The sequence below is a fragment of the Oceanobacillus profundus genome, assembly GCF_003515705.1.
GTDB lineage: Bacteria > Bacillota > Bacilli > Bacillales > Amphibacillaceae > Oceanobacillus > Oceanobacillus profundus.
Genome location: NZ_QWEH01000013.1, coordinates 79088 through 99028 on the forward strand (window position 1 = coordinate 79088; position 19941 = coordinate 99028).

At 37.8% G+C, this 19941-nt stretch carries 22 protein-coding genes; 4 read left to right on the plus strand and 18 right to left on the minus strand.

Annotated elements, in window-relative coordinates:
* Positions 1-78: 78 nt before the first annotated feature.
* The 3 genes from D1B32_RS16775 to D1B32_RS16785 form a co-directional block, all read right to left on the minus strand.
* Complete coding sequence (locus D1B32_RS16775; protein WP_118889951.1) at positions 79-1203, minus strand: TIGR04053 family radical SAM/SPASM domain-containing protein; 1125 nt, start codon at positions 1201-1203, stop codon at positions 79-81.
* A 128-nt stretch (positions 1204-1331) separates the two neighbouring features.
* Positions 1332-1571 (minus strand): DUF2249 domain-containing protein, encoded by a 240-nt coding sequence (locus D1B32_RS16780; protein ID WP_118889952.1) that lies wholly within the window; start codon positions 1569-1571, stop codon positions 1332-1334.
* 37 nt (positions 1572-1608) lie between these two features.
* A complete protein-coding gene (locus D1B32_RS16785; protein WP_095314310.1) occupies positions 1609-2031 on the minus strand; it encodes a cupredoxin domain-containing protein in 423 nt (140 codons plus the stop codon).
* A gap of 189 nt (positions 2032-2220) precedes the next feature.
* Between D1B32_RS16785 and D1B32_RS16790 the strand changes: the two genes are divergently transcribed.
* Positions 2221-2913 carry a Crp/Fnr family transcriptional regulator gene (locus tag D1B32_RS16790; RefSeq protein WP_118889953.1) on the plus strand — a complete coding sequence of 231 codons (693 nt, stop codon included), beginning with the start codon at positions 2221-2223 and terminating at the stop codon, positions 2911-2913.
* Positions 2914-2967: 54 nt separating this feature from the next.
* On the opposite strand, the gene D1B32_RS16795 is transcribed toward D1B32_RS16790, so the two are convergent.
* The 6 genes from D1B32_RS16795 to D1B32_RS23840 all read right to left on the minus strand — a co-directional run bounded on the left by D1B32_RS16795 (position 2968) and on the right by D1B32_RS23840 (position 7742).
* A complete protein-coding gene (locus D1B32_RS16795) occupies positions 2968-3843 on the minus strand; it encodes a metallophosphoesterase (RefSeq protein WP_118889954.1) in 876 nt (291 codons plus the stop codon).
* Positions 3844-3957: 114 nt separating this feature from the next.
* The gene (locus tag D1B32_RS16800; RefSeq protein ID WP_118889955.1) at positions 3958-4521 is read right to left on the minus strand and encodes a hypothetical protein; all 564 of its coding nucleotides are present in this window, start codon (positions 4519-4521) and stop codon (positions 3958-3960) included.
* Positions 4518-5153 (minus strand): SCO family protein, encoded by a 636-nt coding sequence (locus tag D1B32_RS16805; RefSeq protein ID WP_095314318.1) that lies wholly within the window; start codon positions 5151-5153, stop codon positions 4518-4520. The genes D1B32_RS16800 and D1B32_RS16805 overlap by 4 nt, the downstream gene beginning before the upstream one ends.
* Positions 5154-5417: 264 nt before the next feature.
* Positions 5418-7091, minus strand: a complete 1674-nt coding sequence (locus D1B32_RS16810; RefSeq protein ID WP_095314320.1) for a cbb3-type cytochrome c oxidase subunit I — start codon at positions 7089-7091, stop codon at positions 5418-5420.
* A gap of 14 nt (positions 7092-7105) precedes the next feature.
* Positions 7106-7573, minus strand: a complete 468-nt coding sequence (locus D1B32_RS16815) for a cytochrome c oxidase subunit II (protein WP_095314322.1) — start codon at positions 7571-7573, stop codon at positions 7106-7108.
* A 16-nt stretch (positions 7574-7589) separates the two neighbouring features.
* The gene (locus D1B32_RS23840; protein WP_158586280.1) at positions 7590-7742 is read right to left on the minus strand and encodes a hypothetical protein; all 153 of its coding nucleotides are present in this window, start codon (positions 7740-7742) and stop codon (positions 7590-7592) included.
* A 310-nt stretch (positions 7743-8052) separates the two neighbouring features.
* Between D1B32_RS23840 and D1B32_RS16820 the strand changes: the two genes are divergently transcribed.
* Complete coding sequence (locus D1B32_RS16820; protein ID WP_095314323.1) at positions 8053-8496, plus strand: GNAT family N-acetyltransferase; 444 nt, start codon at positions 8053-8055, stop codon at positions 8494-8496.
* 87 nt (positions 8497-8583) lie between these two features.
* On the opposite strand, the gene D1B32_RS16825 is transcribed toward D1B32_RS16820, so the two are convergent.
* Positions 8584-9141: a DinB family protein gene (locus D1B32_RS16825; RefSeq protein ID WP_095314325.1), complete on the minus strand. Its 558-nt coding sequence runs from the start codon at positions 9139-9141 to the stop codon at positions 8584-8586.
* 260 nt (positions 9142-9401) lie between these two features.
* Between D1B32_RS16825 and D1B32_RS16830 the strand changes: the two genes are divergently transcribed.
* Positions 9402-10022 (plus strand): PdaC/RsiV family protein, encoded by a 621-nt coding sequence (locus tag D1B32_RS16830; protein ID WP_095314327.1) that lies wholly within the window; start codon positions 9402-9404, stop codon positions 10020-10022.
* Between the two features lie 73 nt (positions 10023-10095).
* Here the strand turns inward: D1B32_RS16830 and D1B32_RS16835 are convergent, their stop codons facing one another.
* Both D1B32_RS16835 and D1B32_RS16840 read right to left on the minus strand, forming a co-directional pair.
* Positions 10096-11286 (minus strand): DUF4317 domain-containing protein, encoded by a 1191-nt coding sequence (locus D1B32_RS16835; RefSeq protein WP_095314329.1) that lies wholly within the window; start codon positions 11284-11286, stop codon positions 10096-10098.
* Between the two features lie 286 nt (positions 11287-11572).
* Entirely contained in the window at positions 11573-12010 is a 438-nt protein-coding gene (locus D1B32_RS16840; RefSeq protein WP_095314331.1) for a CBS domain-containing protein, read from the minus strand.
* A gap of 229 nt (positions 12011-12239) precedes the next feature.
* Between D1B32_RS16840 and D1B32_RS16845 the strand changes: the two genes are divergently transcribed.
* The gene (locus tag D1B32_RS16845) at positions 12240-13106 is read left to right on the plus strand and encodes a protein kinase domain-containing protein (protein WP_338045036.1); all 867 of its coding nucleotides are present in this window, start codon (positions 12240-12242) and stop codon (positions 13104-13106) included.
* A gap of 400 nt (positions 13107-13506) precedes the next feature.
* On the opposite strand, the gene D1B32_RS16850 is transcribed toward D1B32_RS16845, so the two are convergent.
* Genes D1B32_RS16850 through nirB form a run of 6 tightly spaced genes read right to left on the minus strand, consistent with a single transcriptional unit; the run spans position 13507 to position 19689 of the window.
* Positions 13507-14319 carry a formate/nitrite transporter family protein gene (locus D1B32_RS16850; protein ID WP_095314334.1) on the minus strand — a complete coding sequence of 271 codons (813 nt, stop codon included), beginning with the start codon at positions 14317-14319 and terminating at the stop codon, positions 13507-13509.
* Positions 14316-14804 (minus strand): precorrin-2 dehydrogenase/sirohydrochlorin ferrochelatase family protein, encoded by a 489-nt coding sequence (locus D1B32_RS16855; RefSeq protein WP_118889956.1) that lies wholly within the window; start codon positions 14802-14804, stop codon positions 14316-14318. The genes D1B32_RS16850 and D1B32_RS16855 overlap by 4 nt, the downstream gene beginning before the upstream one ends.
* Positions 14722-15525, minus strand: a complete 804-nt coding sequence (locus D1B32_RS16860) for a sirohydrochlorin chelatase (RefSeq protein WP_392391116.1) — start codon at positions 15523-15525, stop codon at positions 14722-14724. Before D1B32_RS16860 ends, D1B32_RS16855 begins: the two co-directional genes overlap by 83 nt.
* Positions 15507-16919 carry a uroporphyrinogen-III C-methyltransferase gene (cobA, locus tag D1B32_RS16865; RefSeq protein ID WP_095314336.1) on the minus strand — a complete coding sequence of 471 codons (1413 nt, stop codon included), beginning with the start codon at positions 16917-16919 and terminating at the stop codon, positions 15507-15509. The genes D1B32_RS16860 and cobA overlap by 19 nt, the downstream gene beginning before the upstream one ends.
* A 3-nt stretch (positions 16920-16922) precedes the next feature.
* Positions 16923-17237 carry a nitrite reductase small subunit NirD gene (nirD, locus tag D1B32_RS16870; RefSeq protein ID WP_392391117.1) on the minus strand — a complete coding sequence of 105 codons (315 nt, stop codon included), beginning with the start codon at positions 17235-17237 and terminating at the stop codon, positions 16923-16925.
* 46 nt (positions 17238-17283) lie between these two features.
* Positions 17284-19689, minus strand: a complete 2406-nt coding sequence (gene nirB / locus D1B32_RS16875) for a nitrite reductase large subunit NirB (protein ID WP_118889958.1) — start codon at positions 19687-19689, stop codon at positions 17284-17286.
* Between the last annotated feature and the right edge of the window lie 252 nt (positions 19690-19941).

A 19941-nucleotide genomic window follows, 5' to 3' on the forward strand; every position in this document is an offset into this window, starting at 1 on the left:
TTTAACACCATGGCCAGATCCATCGCCCAAAGACTAGCGAATTTTTCTCACGATAACGGACGTTTGCACTTTTGTTCTTTATACTTTTCTTTTTTTACGCATTGCTCTTGGAATATAAACACAATACGGTTCACTTTCCATATAATCTCCCGTTACATTGTATGCGCGTGATCTTGATCCTCCGCAAACATGGCGAAATTCACATACCCCGCATTTTCCTTTGTAGTTATCCGGATTACGCAAATTTTGAAAGACCTCTGATTCTCTGTAGATTTCTGCAAGTGGCGTGCGTCTGATATTTCCAGCACGAATTGGCAGTAATCCGCTTGGATACACATCTCCTGTATGGGAAATGAACACAAAGCCATTTCCATCATTAACACCCTTTGGTGCACGTCCAAGTCCATCAATCTGTCCTGTTTTTCCTTGGTTCATCGCATCTTCATAGAAAATTTGGTCTTTGTCACTCACACCTGTATGTTCTCGCATTTTTTGCTGAATAACGACACGTCGATAATGCTGGCCAGCGGTTGTCTTAATATCAAATGGAACTCGTTTGGATAATTTGTACAACCATCGGAATACCTTTTCATGTTCAGCAGGTGTAATCATGTCTGATTCTTTCCCTCGTCCTGTCGGCACAAGGAAAAACACACTCCATAATACACAGTTCAGGTTTTCAACCATCTCTGCCATTTCATCTAAGTATTCATAATTATATCGGGATATTACGGTATTAATTTGCAGCGGCATATCCAATTCATGTAAATACTTAATCGCATTCATCGTTAAGTCAAAGGAGCCTTCTGTTCCTCGAAAATGGTCATGCACTTCCTTACAATGTCCATCAATACTAAATGCCCATCTGGCAAGTCCAATATCTTTAGCCTTTTGCATCGCCTCTTTGGTTACATTTGGTGTGGCTGATGGTGTCATAGACACACGGACACCTTTTTGGATTGCGTATTCAGCAATATTAAACACATCTGGACGTTCTAGCGGATCCCCCCCTGTAAAAACAAGCATGGGATTGTCCATATCATATATGTCATCGATTAATTTCTTTCCTTCATCAAACGTTAATTCTAATGGGTGTCTATGATACTGAGCTTCTGCACGACAATGCAGACAATGCAGCTGACAAGCACGGGTTAGTTCCCATATAACAATAAACGGGTTTTCATTATAATCTCGATTAAACATCGCTTTCGTCCCTTTCAGGTAGTTTAGCTTCAGTGTAGACTAATTCGATAACTATTTATGTGAGGTTTATCACTTATCTTCATAAATAAGAAACCCCTGACCATCAAAGACAGGGGCTACTTTAATTATTATCTCTTTTCTATCTCTACTCTCCAAACCTCCGGGCCTTCTTCAACATATTCCCAATGAAAAGTACCTTCTCGTTCAATTAAAAATTGATAGTATAACAGTTTAGGATCATGCGTATTCGAAAGGTGCATCATTTCTCCAGACTTTAAACGATCAAATGTTTCTAGAATCCTTACATGACGGATCTTTGGTCTAATATCTGGTGCATGTAAGGTTGCAGCATATTGCTTTTCGTTCATTTAATGACCCCCGATAACCTTATAATCGAACTTCCTCTTATAGAACAACTAATGTTGCAACCATCTCTGCGTGACCTTCCCCACAGAAAATATTACAGTATATTTCATATTCACCTGGATCCTCCGGAATGATAACTGCTTCCCCATCCCCCTCAATTTTAACCCCAAGTTCATTAATTGCAATTCCATGGTGTCCTTCTTCATTTGTTAATGTAATCGTTACTTCCTCTCCAGATTGAACGACAAATTTATCCTGGTTAAACTCAAAGTCCGTTGCAACGATATTGACTTCATTTGTTACTTCCACCGATTCATCAGAAGCACTGGTTTCGTTAGACTGCTCTGCTGTCGTTTTCGTATTGTCAGCTTCTTCACTTGCTGAACCATTTTCATCCCCTCCGCAAGCAACGAGCGAAAATAGTAATCCGATAAATAGGATAGCTAATAATCCTTTTTTCATGATGACGCCTCCTTAATTTTTATTACATTTTAAGTATACGCTCACTGTATTTACTAGACTGTGAGGTACAGCACTTGTTTTCTGTGATTTTAATCACAATCAACGGATATGCAGTGACATTTTTCACATGCATATTGAAAAAGAATGGTATGATATGCTTTATAGAAGGTAATTGGAGGAGGTATCCTAATGTACCCAGATTCAGTGAAAAATCTATTACAGCGTTTTCCACTTTTCAAAAGTTTAACGGATTATGAAATTGCTCCGATTTTAAATATTGCTCAAAATCGAACATATAGACAGGGTACTCATGTCTTTATGCAAGATGAACCACTGACCAATGTATACTTTATCCATCAAGGAAAAATGAAAATATATCGAACGGATATCCACGGCAAAGAACAAATCATCAATGTTTTGAATGGTGGAGATATGTTTCCGCATCAAGGGTTTTTCCGCAACGATAATTACCCAGCACATGCCGAAGTAATGGAAGAAGCGGTGCTTACTTTCATTCCGATTCCATTATTTGAAGACTTTTTAATTAACAACCCTGAGGTAAGCATTAAAATTTTCCGGGTTCTAGGAGATAAAATTGTTGATTTGCAAAACCGTCTTGAGGAAAAAATACTGCGTAACACCTATGAACAAATTATTCTATTATTACTTCGACTTGGGAAAAAACACGGATTAGAAACTGCGGCAGGAAGGCTTACACTAACGACGCATTTTACCAATAAGGATTTAGCAAACATGATTGGTTCAAGCAGAGAAACCGTTAGCAGAACTCTCACCCAACTAAAGAAAAAACAACTCATATCAACAGATAGCAGTGGAAATACGGTGTTAAATACAAAACAATTAAAAGAAGAATTATTTTAAACCTTACAGTGCCTTTCCACTATATCCAAAAGATACTAGAAAGGCACTGTTTGATTATTCTCCAGTAATCTTAATTACACTAAGCTGACTTTGATTAAGGAAACGGATGGGTGCAACACTTGTGCCAAGACCACTATCAATATAAAGAAACTGGTTCGTACCAAATTCATATATCCCCTTCTCAAGCTTAGGGAAAAACCCTTGGTCTGGGGCAACTAAAGCGCCGATAAACGGGATTCTCACTTGTCCTCCATGGGTATGTCCGCTTAAAATTAAATCTGCTGGAATATCATTATGCTTATCCAACATACTGGGTGTATGGGATAGTAAAACCGTATAGTTTTCTTGATCCAAATTTTCAAACGCACTATCAAGATTTTCATGATTAGTTGATGCATCATCAACCCCTGCTAGATTAAGTGTTGTATTGCCTATTGCAAGCTCAGTATGTTGATTGTTTAATAGCTTTACATTCCTTTTTTCAAGGCCCTCCAAGAGAGATTTTCGATTCGGATTGTCCCATTCATGGTTACCGGAGACAAAGTAGACATGCTGATTCAGTGCTGTCAGTCTCTCAACCAATGAAAAGACATAATCGAAACTAGTTGTCCGTCTGTCTACAAGATCACCCGTCAATACGATAATATCAGCATCTATTCCTTCTACGGTATCTAACAACTTTTCATTGTTATCACCAAAAACTTTATTATGTACATCACTAAGTTGAACAATGGTGAAGCCAGAACCAGCTGGTATTTTATTCGTCTGAAAATGGACGCGATTCACTTTAAATATGTTGGTATCCATAAATGCTTTTGTTGAGAATAACAGGATACATAAAGCCCCAATAATGAGCGCTAATCTTTTTCGCTTTTTGCGATTTTTTACTTTAGCCGTTTTTTCTTCCTGTTGAATTATTTGCTTTGACATGTGCTGTTTCAATCCCCTCAGGTAATGATCTACCTTTAGTTTAATCGAAATGACAGGCAATAACACGAAAAAAGAACGCATTTCTATTTTAAGAATGCGTTCCTTTTCATTGCCTCATGTTTCACCATATTCTTCTTTATCAATAAACAACGTTTGAATAAAATAAATCACGATACATAGTCCGGTTAATAAAAACGTCCAACCTAGTGCCTTTTGTTCTTTTATTAAGTAGCTATTACAAATTTGATTCGGGGATAAGATATAAATCCAAGCCATGATTCCAAAAAGGATACTTAGAAGAATAAAGATGCTGTTTTTACCTTTTATTGTTAATTTACTCCAACTATCACGCAGTGGGACTCCAGCTAAGAATGGCAGACTAATAAACTTGAAAATTTCTGCGGCAGAAACGGTTAATGCTTCATCCATCGTACGCGGGATCATCCAGTAGCTTATGATAATCATAAATAACACAATTCCAGGCACACCGTTTTCATTCCATTTTTCAAAAAACGCTGGGAAGGTTTGTTGGAGGAATGGGGTGAACAGCATCCCCACCATCACGAGTAATGGCATTTGCATATGCATATGAACAACCATTATCGATTCCAATAGTGTAACTACAGGTGGAAGCATTAAGAATAGATAGATACCTAATCCATAGATTGCTTGTTTCATGACTTATCCCCCACTTCAGTTCGCAGGATAGCATTAACTTTACTTGCTGCTTGATCAATATTTTCGTAATCCATCACATCTACAAGCTTTCCTTCTGGGTTGACTAAATAAAATGCAGCATTATGAGCGAAGTGACCATTATTATCTGGAATGACGATTACACCAAAACGATCCAATAGTCCATCTAGTTCTTGCTGGTCAGGTATTCTTGCCATCCGCCATGTTTCCCCATCACTATTAAAATAGTTGCGATAATGTTCTAATGTTGCTGGATCATCATTTTCAGGATCAAAACTAATACTCATAAATACAATATCCTCACCGATATATTGTTCTGGAATTTGGTTGTAAACTTGTGCAAGATTCATTTCAAGCAACAAACAAACATCCGTGCATGCTGTATAAATAAAGGTTAACATGACGTATTTCCCTTGAAATTCAGAAAGTGAGTATACCCTTTCCTTGCTATCCTCTAATGTTACCTTAGGAAACTCTGGCTTTTCTTCAACCAGCTTCATTGTTCTTGCCTGTTCAGCTGTATAAGCTGTAAATCCGTCTGTACCAATTAAAAACAGCCCAAAACCAAACATGATAACAATGATGAGTGCGAATGTACTCCGCTTTTTGATCATACAATCACGTCCTACAATGATTTTTTAATCATGAGGCTGGGGCTTGTTTTAATATAGGAAAAATCCGAACGCCCCGCTCCGGAGATATGCTCCGCGCACCTTAGGGCGGCTGGTGAGCCCCCTTGTGCTATCGCACTTCGGTGTCTCACCTATGCCCTCCCTCACACAGGAGTCTACGTATATTTCCTACGCTACTTTTGTGCATCGTTCGTTTTTCACGCCTAACACTTTAGTTACGTCCCTACCTTTTCGATTTTAAATGAATCACCACGTTCTAAATGGCGGAGATCCTGGTACATCGAGTATTTCAATGATTGGAACGACATATCCCATGGCGACAATTGCAATTAGTAATACAATTGTGAGCCCCCATCTTTCCGTCCATTTTGGTGCAGGGTAAGCATCCGCTTCTTGCTCTGCAATTGGAAATTCCGTTTTTCCTTTTGGCGCAAAGAACATCAGATGAACAGCGATATAAACCATGAGCAACACTGCGACAATTAGAAGTGTACCACCAATCGCAAGGAAAATCAGATATGGATCCCAGCTTAATGCTGCCTGATGGTTCCCGTAAGTTGTATAGGAGGTTCTCCGTGGTGAGCCTAAGAGTCCAACTGCATGCATAGATCCAGCCATAAACAACATACCAACTGTCCATAAAATCGTTTGGATAATACCTAATCGATTAATCTGTGGTGTGAATTTACGTTTTGATAAATATGGAATTAACCAATACGAAATCCCGAAAAATGTTAATGCAACGGTAACGCCAACTGTTAAATGGAAATGCCCCACAACCCATAATGAATTATGGACGACTTGGTTTAACTGATTATTTGTTTGCGCAATCCCACCAGCTCCACCAGGGATAAAGGCAGCCATCGCAATAAATGGAGCTAAGAAACGAACGTCTCCCCATGGTAATTTTTTAAACCAACCTAATAGACCTTTTCCGCCTTTTCTTCTGCCAGTACGTTCGAATACAGCAAACATTGCAAATGCTGTCATGAGTGATGGAAAACCAATGGATAAACTCATAAATACGTGGATAAATTTCCAGCTTTCTGTAATTCCTGGGTCAACAATTTGATGGTGGAAGCCTCCTGGAATATTCAGAATAACTAATAGAATAACGACTAAACGTGTTAATGCATCACTAAATCCCTTTCCGCCAATAATTTTCGGCACGGCTACATACCATGCAGAAATTGCTGTTAAATACCAAATGTTTACCAGCGTGTGACCAAAGCTCCAGAACAATGTCCGGCTAAGCATGACATTAATGGTCTCTTTCCAGCCGAAAGCCCATGGAATCAACGTTAATACCTCAACAGCAACCCCAATACTTCCAAATACAAGCATGACGAACACACCGGTTGCAAAGAATGCCAGCAATGGGATATGCTGTCCTTTATGTTTTTTTCTCCAATGCGCCACATTGATAAATGCTCCAAATGCAGCAATCCAGATTCCTACTACTAGAAATACTAATCCGATATAAAACCATGGAGATGCTTGCATTGGGGGATAAAAGGTAAACATAACCGAAGCTTCTCCCGCAATAATAGTTGCTGCAACAAAGACAACACCGATTACCATGCATCCAAAAGCAATCCAGCCCATGTTTCTAACTTTAGGAAGAAGTCCTCCGAGTGTATGAGATAATGCTGCGTAAAAATAACCAACAGCAAATGTTGTCGTAAATACGAGCAGCAATAAAATACCGTGTGCTGTCAGCGTCTGATAATAATCAAACCATGCTGGCAATTCGAATAACCCAGCTCGATTTAGACCTTGCAGCAATCCTAAAACTCCACCAATTAATAGTGCTGTAAAAGAAACGACTAAAAAAGTTAATGATAACGTTGCATCTTTTGCATTCACTCCTAATGCTTCCGTGATTTTATGATGAAACACATTTTTTTCAGCTAAATCCATTTTGCTTCCCTCCTTTATTTCACAACAATTGTCATTGCCATCATTTGATGCCCAACACCACAGTACTCATTACAAATGACTAGATATTCACCAGGAGTATCAAACTTTTGCGAAATGCGTTGTACATGTCCAGGTGTTACCATCGCATTGATGTTTGTACCAATTACTTGAATACCGTGCACTACGTCCTTTGATGTCATCGTAAAATGTACTTCTGAACCAGCAGGAATTTCAATCTCATTTGGATTAAACCGAAATGCTTCCAGTGTCATAACAACCTCGTACTCATCCGCTCCAACCTCAAAAATGCCAGGATTATCAAATGGTGCCGTTTCATCCACCTTCTGAGGATCAAGTGTTTCCATCCCACTTGGGGGTGCCATTCCATGCGCAAAAGCCTGGTAACCAGTAAAAACCATAGCTAAAATAATAATTCCAACACCGACAATTAACCAAATCTCTTCAGCACGATGTAATTTCATCCTTATACCTCCCTTGTTAAATTCTGATCATATAAAATACAATGAGTAATAATGTAAAAGCGACGATAGATCCTCCAACAAAAACAACAGAAGAAAATAATGCTCCTTTAAAAGAATGTTCCTCATCCGTAACATTTACTTTTTCTTTCATATCTTTGTTTATTTCCATTCATGACGCCTCCCTTATCCTTCTTAAGTCCATTTTAAAATGGATAAGCAATGAATTAAGTGAAGCACATCACACTTAAGAAGTGATTTAGAGCACAGAAGGATGTCTTCGTGACAGCTTTTTGAACGATGCAGGGAAGTGGCATTATTTGAGCTGTGTAAATTGGTTTCATACAGAGTCAGAAAGCAACCAAGCTTATGAAAACCAACTAGGTACTATAAAATAGAAATAAACATAGTGCAGGAGACGCTTCAAATATTTCTATAAATGTTGTAAATATTGTGTATAATTCAAAAGAGGGGGAATAAATATGGTGTATTTAGAAACGATTACGAAGGACAATTGGCTGAAGGCTATTTCACTGCGTGTTCGGGAAGATCAAGTGGGGTTTGTGGCATCAAATGCGGTTTCACTGGCTCAATTAAATTTTCTTGAAAGTTTCCATGCAAAAGGAATTTATCTTGATGAGGAAATGATTGGATTTGCACTCTATGGAATGGACGAAGAGGATAATGAGTACTGGATTTATCGAATGATGATTGATCAAAAGCATCAAGGAAAAGGTTATGGAGTAAAAGCGATTCAACTTATCATCGATGATATTAAGACGATGAAAGAAGAGCACCATCAAACGATCACCCTGTCTTATGAGCCAGTTAATCAACATGCAAAATATGTTTACGAAAAATTAGGTTTCCAAGATGTAGAAGGACTAATTAATGAAGGCGAACAAGTTATGCGCTTTACGTTTTAATGAAAAAAAGCTGACGGAGCATTTAGTCAAGTCAGCCTTTTTTAGCAGGTTTAACGATTTCTTCTACATTTGTGGGTCGTAAGCGATTTACATTTTATCACTTTCTGAAAAGTATTTTAAGGTTAAATCAAAATGATGCTTTTCATGTACAGCGATAAGATGAATGCTTTGAATTAAGTTCGGATAATGGGCAATAGGATCTGGATAATAAATTTGTCCCGCCACATCCTGCGGAATATGTTTCAGTATATTTTTTAGCTGTTCTGTCTCATATTCCAAAAACCATTCAATTTCAGTAACATTCCATTTATTCTCCAGACCAGAAGGCGGCATAATCAGTAAAGGGGCACGCATTGATCTTTTCTTTTTGTCCTTATATTCTTCATAAATATTATGTATTTCTGTTTTATAGGATTGTTGCTTTCGAACATAAGCAAGTGGCAGCATGACGGGAATATAGAAATTCGAAAATCGCCTAAACAACTTTACCATTAAGAACAAATGATATAACGTTTCACCTATTGACCACTTGTCAGGAAAAGGTCTATTCCAACCCCGCTCAAAGTTCAATGTCCTATTATGATAAAAAGCCTCTCGCTGCTTGATTAATTTATTAAAATGCTTTTCCATCTCAGTACTTTTCAATCGGCTCAGCTCCTATTATTAATAATCTTTATAAAATAATTCGACATAAGAACAAGTAAACCTTTGAATTCAGCACTAAATAAACAAAATATTACGTGTTTTATACTCATCCTTGACTTAAAAAAGGTTATCTAAGCAAATTTCATGGATAACCTCGTTGTTATTAACAATATAAATTTGCAATAAGGACGGTGCTGCCGATACCGTTTTCACATCTTACATCTTTTAGGAATAAGATGTGTTAAAAAAGGATGAGAAAAATGCCTATCTCTCTCCCAACAGAGATACAAACACTTCAGATAAGCGATGAAGTGAATAAGACTATTTATTATCCACGAGTTTTCCTTACGCATAATCAAGAGCTTGAGCAAGCAATCAACCGAAGCATTGTTCTAAAAACACAACAGCTAATTGACCAGCAAGTTGGAGATTCACCAACAACACTTGAAGAAATGCTAGGTTATTTTGAAATTAAAAATAATCAACGTGATGTTCTAAGCTTTACCTTTACGAATTATGCTTACCGTTATCACGCTGCCCATGGTATGACCTTTATTAATTCCTTAACCTACGACCTTAAAAAGCAAAAGCCTTGTGAACTGAAAGATTTATTTAAACCTGGCAGCAATTATGTCGAACGCCTCTCCCAATTAATTCAAGAACAGATTAAACAACGTGATATCCAATTAATTAATGAATTTAAGGAAATCGCTCCGAACCAAGACTACTACATTGCAGACAAAACCCTTGTCATATATTTTCAGCTATATGATATTACCCCATATGTATTTGGTTTCCCAATGTTCCCAATCTCTGTTTATGACATTCAGGATATTATTGTTGAAGATGGTCCGCTTGGCAGAATGGCGGAGAATAATTAATAGCAGACTAAAAAATACCAGCTAGAAAAGTATGATACTTTTCTAGCTGGCTCTAACTAAAATTGGGTCTCCATTATTCTTCATTTTCTTGTTTTTTTTCAAATAAAACCTCTGGAATCACTTCAAATCCTTCAATGACCGTGTTTTCTTCTACTTCAATCATTAAGCTGAGCTTGCCGTCGAATTGGATTTGACGGACATACCTTAAATCTTGTGGACTAATCGAAATATCCGCTATTTTCGTCTTAATTTTAATTGACTTTGAATTATACTTCGGCATGATACTGCTCGCTTTTAATTCATAGGATTCATCATCAATCACTCGTTTAAAAGCTGTTTCGACCTTCTCTGTATCAATATCTTCTATCCCACTGTTTTTCAGAACCTTCTCTACATCCTTATAATCTAGTTTTGGCACGTCCTCTTCTTCGTTTTCCTCTACGACTCTATGGATTTCCTCATATACATTTGAAAGCGTTGCTGTATCGATTTGATCGCCTACAACCTTTTTCACAATTTCCTCAAAGACAATTTTATCCTCCCCGGCAGTCATAGCCTCTTCCGCATTTAATACTTCTTCAATAAAATGATAGTTTAATTCGTTTGCTTTCCCAGCTGAATAGAGAATATAATTTACATCTGCCGCATTGTCCGTAAAACAAGGGAATAAAAATCCGGATATCGGTGCGTTTAAATTAATAATTGGGTCCACAACAAAGTTATATTTAAATTCCTTTTCCACATAATCAAACAGTAATTCCTTTTTCGGATCTAGTGTCTTATTCATACTGCATAGGATAAAGGGATGGGAGTAAACGGTATTTTTCTCACTTTCTTCGCCTTCTTCACTTTGGCGCTTCATCGGCTTTCTATATTCTCCACGAATAAACGTAACGACAATATCCATTTCATATTGCTTATCCTTTAGCATTTTCTCAACAAGCTTGAGCATTTGTTCCTTCCAGTCCTCTGTATCTGGACTAAGCAGACCTTGATGCAGAATAAGCTGACTGCTATTCTCCACATCTCGCTGGAATTTTAGTTCAAATACTTTCTCATCCAATTGGCCAGATAATACTTTTTTAAAATTAGCCATAAATAATTCCTGCTGTTCAACTTCGAGCATCTCAAATGGTGTACTTTGATGATGGTAGATATCACTCGATTCTTTCATGATATATACATTAAAGATTTCATTAAGTTTTAATAAATCATTATTCACTTTGAATTGCTTGCGAATATTTGCTATATCTTTTTTATTCAATCTCGTTCCACTCCTAAGTTAATGATCGCTATCTTTCATTAGAAATTCTGTCAAAATAAAAGTGGAGAGTAAATCCTAAATCTTGATTTACTCTCCATTTTCTTTATTCATTTTAACACATAATTTCTTTATTTTGTCATTAACCAAAATTAGATCTTTCAACAATTAATAGGAGCAGAAATACTTGTTCACTAGGATTAGCCTGAAGCCTGACCTGGTGTAAAAAGCATTTTAAGAAACACTTTTTCGAGATCTGTCAGTTACTGCAAAAAAACTCTGTTCTATTCTAAGACTGTGGAGAAGATGGTGTGGAAATGCTGGCAAGTGCCTGTTCAGCCTCATTAGCATATTGATTTTGTACAGCTAAATCTCCCAATGCCATCATCCCAACCAATTTGCCATTTTCTACAACTGGCAACCGACGGATTTGCTGCTCGGCCATTAATTGTGCAGCCGCATGCACATCCATATCCGGGGTACCTTGTACCATTTGCTGGGCTGTCATTACTTGAGAAACTGGTGTTTGAGCATTTTGACCTTGTGCAGTTGTACGCAACGTGATGTCACGGTCTGTTATAATCCCAACCATTTGCCCACTGTTGTTCACAACTGGTATAGCCCCAACATTATACTGACTCATAATAGCCGCGGCTTCTTGTACAGATTGAGTCTCATTGATTGTCATAACATTAGATGTCATGATGTCTCTTACAAATTGTGGCATACAAAATTCCTCCCTATTGTTCATTCGGTTTAGGTTGGTTTATTTTTCTATATTTATACACGTACAACAAAATAATCTATATCTAAATTCACGAGGATTTTGTAAAATATATAGAAAGATAAGTAATCATCACCTTGTTTCATCATGCGTTACCATAAATCATAAAAGAGGAAAGAGGAACTTCCAATTAAGTATCGTCATAAGAAAAATATGGATGTATACTTACTGAATGTATTACCAATATATTTATATTGTTATCTATATGGATTTAATTTGGAAAGGTTTGAATCTAACTTTGCGTATAATTCGAAAAATATTTCAGCTTATTGTAGATAGACCGATTAAAAATGGAGTAATGTTGAACGATCGCTACGAAGTTTTAAGTGTTATAGGAGTTGGAAGCTTTGGAATAGTTTATCTGTGTAAAGATTTAAAAGCTAACGAGAAAAGAGTAGTCAAACAGCTTCGACCAAGTAAGCACCGCAGTAAAAATGATATGGAGTTGTTTGAAAATGAAATCGTTGTTTTGCGTACACTTAGCCACAAACGTATTCCGATGTTAATTGAATCCTTTTCATCAAACAGAAACTTATTTTATGTCATGAGTTTAATGGAAGGTGATAATCTGGAAGACCAAATTTTCTCAAGTAAAAAAGCTTTTAATGAGAAAGATTCATTACTAATTCTCTCTTATCTGCTTGAATTAGTTGATTACATTCACAGCAAGGGCATTTACCATCAAGATTTACGTATCCCAAACATTTTACTAAACAAGAAGGATTTATTTTTGATCGATTTTGGTTTGGCAAAGTTTAGCGCTACAGTCGATCCTCATCACTCACATGAAGGTATTCTAAAATTGAAGCAACAAGATTATTACGATTTAGGAGAAATACTTTTATTTTTGCTTTATACAACATACTCTTCAAAAAATAAAAAAGCTCTTCCTTGGACAGAAGAACTTTCTTTAAAAAAGGAAACCGTTTATTTATTGAAAAGGTTAGTACAAATTAATGAACCATACTCAAATATGAATGAAATTTTAGCTGATCTTCAGAGCGCACTTAAAGCACAAGAGCCTTTGAGTAAAAATTAGCTGCTGCTTCTTCCTCTCCGTTTGTAGTAGCTGCTTCCACTCATTGGCGATCGTTTATACCGCCGATTGCTGCTACTGCTGCCCCGGTGATAATAACGCTTTTTCCGATCGCTGCTGCTGCCTCGCCGATAACGTTTATGTCTTCGTTCACTGCTGCCTTGGGAAAGTTGTTTCATTTGCTTCATTATTTTTTTAAACATGGTTTACCCCTTTTCATTTTTGGGCTTGTTTTACTTTTTTAGTCTACCATAATTTAAAAATAAATTTAATAATGAACTTAAATGTTTGCAGGCAGATTACAGTACCTTAGTTAGCAGAATTTCATACAAATAATCAATAGAAATAGCCAATTGCATTATTCTCTGCTCACATAGAATATTTAGGAAGGTTCACCATATTTTTAAGCTTCCTTTCTAAGTCCTTGTTTGACTGCAGGCTGCACCTTTGAACGTCTATCGGTTATTCCGTACCAATAAGCAGCTCCGATGAACAGAGCACCTCCAATTATATTACCAATTGATACTGGAATTAAATTCGCGACAAGACCTGCAAATGAAACAGTTTCCGGATGCGGGACCATTAAGGAAAGTGATAATAATGTCATATTCGCAACACTATGTTCAAATCCAGATGTAATAAAAGCAAATAAACACCAGAATATCATAATTAATTTCGCTGTTTCATCCTTCAGCTTGACCGAGCACCAAACTGCCAAGCAAACGAGTATATTACAAAGTATTCCACGAACAAACAATTCCATAAATGGTGCATTCATCTTAACACTTGCTGCGGAAGTAATATAACTGGCTGTATCACCCGATGCTAGTCCCGAATAAAAGAAAAGTGCTGCAACAAGAATGGACCCGGCAAAATTTCCAAAATAACTATAGAACCAAATTCGACCTGCATCTAAGCCAGTTGTTTTTCTCATCAAAAGTCCAATTGTCATGATCATATTATTCCCTGTGAACAGGTCTGCTCCAGCCATGATGACTAAACTCAACGCAATGCCAAAGGAAATACCCATGATAATTTTAGTGCCTGGAGCGTTGGAGGCTTCAAGCTGCCCACCGATTGTAAAAATCAGAATGATTCCAAGTCCAACGAAAAGTCCAGCTAGCATCGCCATCAGAAAATATTTGCTTTTACTATTCTTTAGTTGGTTCACTTTTAATGCGGCTGTATTACTAAATGCAGTTATCGTCTCCATCATTTTTTATTTCTCCTTTTCTCGTACGCATTTACTAATTCCCCCATCTGATCATCGTAGCGTTCCTCTAGCTCTTGTTTCAGCTTTTTCGCTAATATTGGACTTGCTCCTGATGTTGATATCGTCAAAATGAACTTCTCTCTCCGAACGATTGCCGGCGTGATAAAGCTAGAGTTTTCACTATCACTTATATCATTGACCCATTGAAAATCATCGGCGCACGCACAAACATTTTTATTAATTGATTTGTTACTCGTAGCTGCAAAAATCAGATGTGCTCCCTCGATATCTTTCTCTTCAAATTCCTTCTGCTTCCATGCAACATCATGTAATTGCTCCAGTTCCTTGAGGATACGTGGACTAATCACTGTAATCGCTGCACCTGTTCCTGCAAGTCCTTTTGCCTTACGCAGAGCTATTTGACCTCCGCCAACTATGACAACTTTCTTGCCATGCAGTTTCATTATCATTGGATATAGCTGCTCCATAACACACCTCCTCCATTCGCTCGATTAATGTTTGCTTCATTAACTCATCAAACTCTAGATTCTTGCATAAAATAAAGTTATTGTTATCTTTGATGGTTTGATCTATCCGCTTCAGCAATAATCCAGTAAATAATAAGTAAGGCATGACATAGACTTTCTCATATTGATTTTTCAGCTTTGCGATCGCTGTATCGAAGCTTGGAACAGCAGCTGTCAGAAAAGCTTCGTATACTGGTTTATTCAGGCTTTGTTCAACGACTCGACCGATTTGCTGTAATCCCATAATCGGGCCAGGTTGGCTACTTCCTCTACCTACAAGCAAAATTGCTGCGTTCTTTTCACACATTTCAGCTTTAATCCGTTTCACTACAAGCTTTATCATATTCGGATGAACACCAAATGGATCTGTTATTCGAAAAGATATATGCTCGTGTTTAGAGCGAATCGCTTGTAATGCTTCTGGAATATCTTGTTTGTGATGGACTGCTGAAAATAAAAGAACAGGCACGATAAGAAATCGTTCGGCTCCCCTTTCGATTAGCTTTCCAAGTGTTTCAGCAATGGTTGGATGCGTCAATTCCAAAAATGCTATTTCTTGATTCGGTAATGGAACATCCTCTTTAACCGATTCAATAAATGTTTTAAATTGCTCGTTCCCCTCATCGCGCCGGCTGCCATGCCCAATATACACAACGGCATCAATCATTCTCCACGCCTCCATTCCATCCGCTCCAATTCAGACTGGATTGACTCATCAATTGCATTAAATCCTAATCCAAAAGCATATTCCTTTACAGTTTCTCCGATATAGGCAAATGGAATAGCATCAAGGTGGTGAACTCCGAGTTTCTCTAATTCTTCTACATAGCACTTCACAGCAGCTTTATTTGGAAAAATAACGGTCTCCCATTTGTCTTCCATCAGCAGTCGCTTATTGATTGCATCAAAACGTGAATCGACAAGCCACTCATGAGAATAGTACAGCTTCGCTTCCTTATTTTCATAACCCTCGGGACCAATTACGATTGCACCCGCATTACTTCCCTGTGCTTTTGCCGCAATAATTCCTTTCGCAGCTAATGCTTGCTTTACCTTCACCGTTTGATACTCAATGTTACGAGGCAAGTCGCGAATATCAAAATTCGCCTTTGCTAATTGATTAAACAGCGGTTCCACGCTTTCTGGAGCGGCGAAAATTAGTTTTTTCGCATTCATTATTGTTTCTAATTCATTTTCGCTAAATTGCTTGCTTTTCTTCTTAAAAACTGGAAATGAATATGCTTCAGCTCCTAGCTCTGTAAAATAACGTTCTAAATCAAATGGACTTCCTGATGCTTTAGCAATCACCACCCGTTTCCCTTGAAATCTTTTATTGTCAAACCAAGCAAGCGAGTCGCCTAGTGCTACGACGTCACCAACAATCATCATAGCGGGATTACCAATATTCTCTTTCTTGATAATGTCTTTAATTGTTTCCAATGTTCCCTTTACCACTTTTTGTTTCCCTAAAGTTCCCCACTGGATAATAGCTACTTTAGTATCAAGCGATTTTCCTTGATTAATCAGTTCATCACAGTTCTCAACCAGCTTTTTCATTCCCATATAGTAAGCGATTGTATCCCCTGTATGGTTTTTGTCTTCATTCATTTGTTCATTATTTATACAAGCATGACCGGTTCTAAGTGTAAAACTGTTGCTGTAATTGCGATGTGTAACAGGTATTCCTGCATAAGCAGCCGCTGCAATACTAGAGGTGATTCCCGGGACAATTTCATAAGGTATATCAGATGCTGCAAGTTCCTCTGCTTCTTCACCGACCCTTCCGAATACGGAAGGGTCTCCACCTTTTAAACGAACAACGTATTTTCCTTGTTTTGCAAACTGAACAAGTGATTGATTGATATTCTCTTGTCGCATGATATGTCGATTCGGCAGCTTCCCGCAATAGATAAATGCACAAGATTGCTTTGCAAAACGTAATAACCTTGGATTAGCAAGACGATCGTATAAAATGATATCTGCCTGTTTTAAGCATTCCAAGCCTTTTGTTGTAATTAATCCGATATCTCCAGGACCTGCACCGACAAATGAAACAAAACCTTTTTTATTTTCCATCGTCTACACCGCTATATATACATAGCCATCAATGACTTTTGTTTCATACGTTGGTACAGCACCATCATCCGGTTTTTGAACCTCACCTGTGACGAGTGAGACTTTCCAGTTTTGCAGGGGGCAAAATACAAACTCTCCGGAAACGATTCCTTCTGCTAAAGGTCCATTTGTATGTGGGCATCTGCTCCCTATTGCCCGGACATCCCCATTGCTCAAATGAAACAGAGCAATGGATTCCCCGCCTACATGAACTTCTTTTCCTATTTGTTTCGGCAGACTTTCAAGTTCCATGATTTTAACTATTTCTATTGTTTTCATCAGTAGATGACCTCCTATTTTTCAGCCATGAACTATTTTCAGTTGCTCATATTTTCACAATTTCAAACATCTCTTTTTTCTTCATGTTAAGAAGTGTGCTTGACCAAGCTTCTTCGTACGTATTTTTTGCCTTGTTGAATCGTTCAACCAATTCAGCATTCCGTTTTTCGTTCAATAAAACAAGCTTAATATTTTCCGAGCCAATTCTCTCTACCCACGGAGCTGTTCTTTCATTATAAATACCTGTTTCACGATAATATTGCGTATAAGCCTTTGCCATCGTAATAACTTCATCTTCCGTTTTTACTGTTATAAAGGAATCACATTCACGTACTTCTGTTCCACCATTACCACCGAAGTAGAGCTGGTAGCCATTTTCAACACAGACAACTCCAAAGTCTTTCGTTAAAACCTCTGCACAGTTACGAGGACATCCTGACACACCCATTTTCATCTTGTGTGGTGTATCTACCATTTCTATCTCTTTCTCCAGCCTTATTCCTAACCCTAGAGAATCTTGTGTGCCAAAGCGACAGAATCTCGATCCGACACAGGATTTTACATTTCGTAATGATTTAGAATAGGCATATCCTGAACGCATGCCTAGATCTTCCCATACATGTGGAACATCTTCTTTTTTCACTCCGTATAGCCCGACTCGACTTGCACCTGTAATTTTTACTAATGGCACGTCATATTTATTGGCAACCTCTCCAAGTCGAATTAATTCGTCACCTGTTGTTGTTCCGCCATACATCCGAGGAACGACAGAAAAAGTACCGTTATTTTGGATATTTCCATCCATCCGTTCATTTACAAACCGGGAAGCTTTATCATCCTCATATTCCTCTGGCCAAACCATTCTCATATAGTAATTGAGTGCTGGTCGGCAAGCGGGACAGCCTTCTTCATTCGTAAACTTGAGCACATTGCGGACTTCTTTCGGTGATTGCAATCCTTTTTCTTTAATTTCTGCAACTACTTCATCACGTGTCAGTGGCGTACATGCACACATGCCTGTTTTCTCTGCTGTCGGATCAAAGTTGTCCCCTAGTGTATGAGAGAGAATCCCTTCAACAACTCCTCGACATTTTCCACAAGACGCACCAGCCTTTGTACAAGTTTTCACTTCTTCAAATGACTTCAAATCCTGCTCTAAAATTGCTTGGACAATTGTGCCTTTCGTTACACCGTTACAGCCACAGACTGTTTCGTCTGCGCTCATATCTGCAATCATTTCATCGACAGCATCTTCTCCCGCCTTTTGGAGAACAGCAGCACTTGTAAACTCACTTATATCTGTTTCTTTCTTCAGCATTGTAAATAATCTTGTTCCATCTGATGCATCTCCATAAAGGACAACACCAACAACCTTGTTATTTGCTACAAGCACCTTTTTATAAACGCCGGCAAACTGATCATGAACGATAATAGCGTCTGTCTCATCATCTTCCGCAATTTTCCCACCTGAGAATAAATCACAGCCAGCAACTTTTAATTGTGTTGATAAGATACTCCCTTGATAGCCAGTTGTTTTTGCTCCTGTTAGATATGCAGCAAGCGCTGTTCCTTGCTCATAAAGCGGTGCAACCAATCCATAGGTAATGCCATTATGTTCCGCACACTCTCCTACTGCATAAATAGAAGGAGTTGACGTTTGCATATGGTCATCCACAATGATACCTCTATTTACATCTAAACCTGCATGCTTTGCTAATTGTATATTCGGACGGATTCCTACCGCCATCACGACAAGATCACATTCAACGGAAGTACCATCTGAAAATTTAATCCCTTCCACTCGCTCATTTCCATATATTTCAGTTGTTTGCTTTTCCATTAAAAATTTCATGCCCTGGGCTTCTAAGTCTTTTTTCAACATTTTTGCTGCTGGTGCATCCAGCTGTTGTTCCATTAGACTTGGCATTAAGTGTACGACTTCCACTTCCATCCCACGGTCCATTAATCCCCTCGCTGCTTCTAAGCCGAGAAGTCCACCACCAATAACGACCGCCTTTTTATAACGATCTGCTGTCTCAATCATGCATTCCGTATCCTGAATCGTTCTAAAGCCTATTACTCCTTCAAGCTCGCTCCCATTAACAGGTAGAATAAAGGCACTGGAACCTGTTGCTATAATTAATTCATCATAAGAAATTACACTACCTTTATCTGTTTTAATTTCTTTTTCTTCAGGATCAATCTCGGTTACTATTTCACCCGTAAATAACGTAATATCGTTATCCTCATACCATTTCCAGTCATTAATGTTGATATCTTTAATCTCTGTTTTCCCTTGTAAAACATGTGATAGCATAATTCTATTGTAATTAGGATAAGGTTCATCACCAACAATTGTTATATCAAATGCTTCACGATTCCTTTTTAATATTTCTTCCATACATCTAACTCCAGCCATCCCATTTCCAATCATCACTAACTTACGCTTCATCATATATCCCTCCACTTTATTGTGAAATGATTCACAATTATATTTGTGAATCATTTCACAAATATGAGTAAAAATATATAATTACATCACGTTAGGTTTATTAAATTTCTCAAATGGATGTAACTATATCTATCGTTAGTATAGCATGGAATTTTTTTAATTCTAAGGAAATTTATGAACATATTGAGACAATTACTTCTATGCTTTCTTAGAAGCCCATATACTTTGGAGTACAAGCCTTTAGGCAAACGC

What these genes read in the sequence shown, in the direction of transcription:
- D1B32_RS16775 (WP_118889951.1), bottom strand. Translation starts at nt 1,203, where the DNA reads ATGTTTAATCGAGATTATAATGAAAACCCGTTTATTGTTATATGGGAA.
- D1B32_RS16780 (WP_118889952.1), bottom strand. Translation starts at nt 1,571, where the DNA reads ATGAACGAAAAGCAATATGCTGCAACCTTACATGCACCAGATATTAGA.
- D1B32_RS16785 (WP_095314310.1), bottom strand. Translation starts at nt 2,031, where the DNA reads ATGAAAAAAGGATTATTAGCTATCCTATTTATCGGATTACTATTTTCG.
- D1B32_RS16790 (WP_118889953.1), top strand. Translation starts at nt 2,221, where the DNA reads ATGTACCCAGATTCAGTGAAAAATCTATTACAGCGTTTTCCACTTTTC.
- D1B32_RS16795 (WP_118889954.1), bottom strand. Translation starts at nt 3,843, where the DNA reads ATGTCAAAGCAAATAATTCAACAGGAAGAAAAAACGGCTAAAGTAAAA.
- D1B32_RS16800 (WP_118889955.1), bottom strand. Translation starts at nt 4,521, where the DNA reads ATGAAACAAGCAATCTATGGATTAGGTATCTATCTATTCTTAATGCTT.
- D1B32_RS16805 (WP_095314318.1), bottom strand. Translation starts at nt 5,153, where the DNA reads ATGATCAAAAAGCGGAGTACATTCGCACTCATCATTGTTATCATGTTT.
- D1B32_RS16810 (WP_095314320.1), bottom strand. Translation starts at nt 7,091, where the DNA reads ATGGATTTAGCTGAAAAAAATGTGTTTCATCATAAAATCACGGAAGCA.
- D1B32_RS16815 (WP_095314322.1), bottom strand. Translation starts at nt 7,573, where the DNA reads ATGAAATTACATCGTGCTGAAGAGATTTGGTTAATTGTCGGTGTTGGA.
- D1B32_RS23840 (WP_158586280.1), bottom strand. Translation starts at nt 7,742, where the DNA reads ATGGAAATAAACAAAGATATGAAAGAAAAAGTAAATGTTACGGATGAG.
- D1B32_RS16820 (WP_095314323.1), top strand. Translation starts at nt 8,053, where the DNA reads ATGGTGTATTTAGAAACGATTACGAAGGACAATTGGCTGAAGGCTATT.
- D1B32_RS16830 (WP_095314327.1), top strand. Translation starts at nt 9,402, where the DNA reads ATGCCTATCTCTCTCCCAACAGAGATACAAACACTTCAGATAAGCGAT.
- D1B32_RS16840 (WP_095314331.1), bottom strand. Translation starts at nt 12,010, where the DNA reads ATGCCACAATTTGTAAGAGACATCATGACATCTAATGTTATGACAATC.
- D1B32_RS16845 (WP_338045036.1), top strand. Translation starts at nt 12,240, where the DNA reads ATGTATTACCAATATATTTATATTGTTATCTATATGGATTTAATTTGG.
- D1B32_RS16850 (WP_095314334.1), bottom strand. Translation starts at nt 14,319, where the DNA reads ATGATGGAGACGATAACTGCATTTAGTAATACAGCCGCATTAAAAGTG.
- D1B32_RS16855 (WP_118889956.1), bottom strand. Translation starts at nt 14,804, where the DNA reads ATGGAGCAGCTATATCCAATGATAATGAAACTGCATGGCAAGAAAGTT.
- D1B32_RS16860 (WP_392391116.1), bottom strand. Translation starts at nt 15,525, where the DNA reads ATGGAGGCGTGGAGAATGATTGATGCCGTTGTGTATATTGGGCATGGC.
- cobA (WP_095314336.1), bottom strand. Translation starts at nt 16,919, where the DNA reads ATGGAAAATAAAAAAGGTTTTGTTTCATTTGTCGGTGCAGGTCCTGGA.
- nirD (WP_392391117.1), bottom strand. Translation starts at nt 17,237, where the DNA reads ATGAAAACAATAGAAATAGTTAAAATCATGGAACTTGAAAGTCTGCCG.
- nirB (WP_118889958.1), bottom strand. Translation starts at nt 19,689, where the DNA reads ATGAAGCGTAAGTTAGTGATGATTGGAAATGGGATGGCTGGAGTTAGA.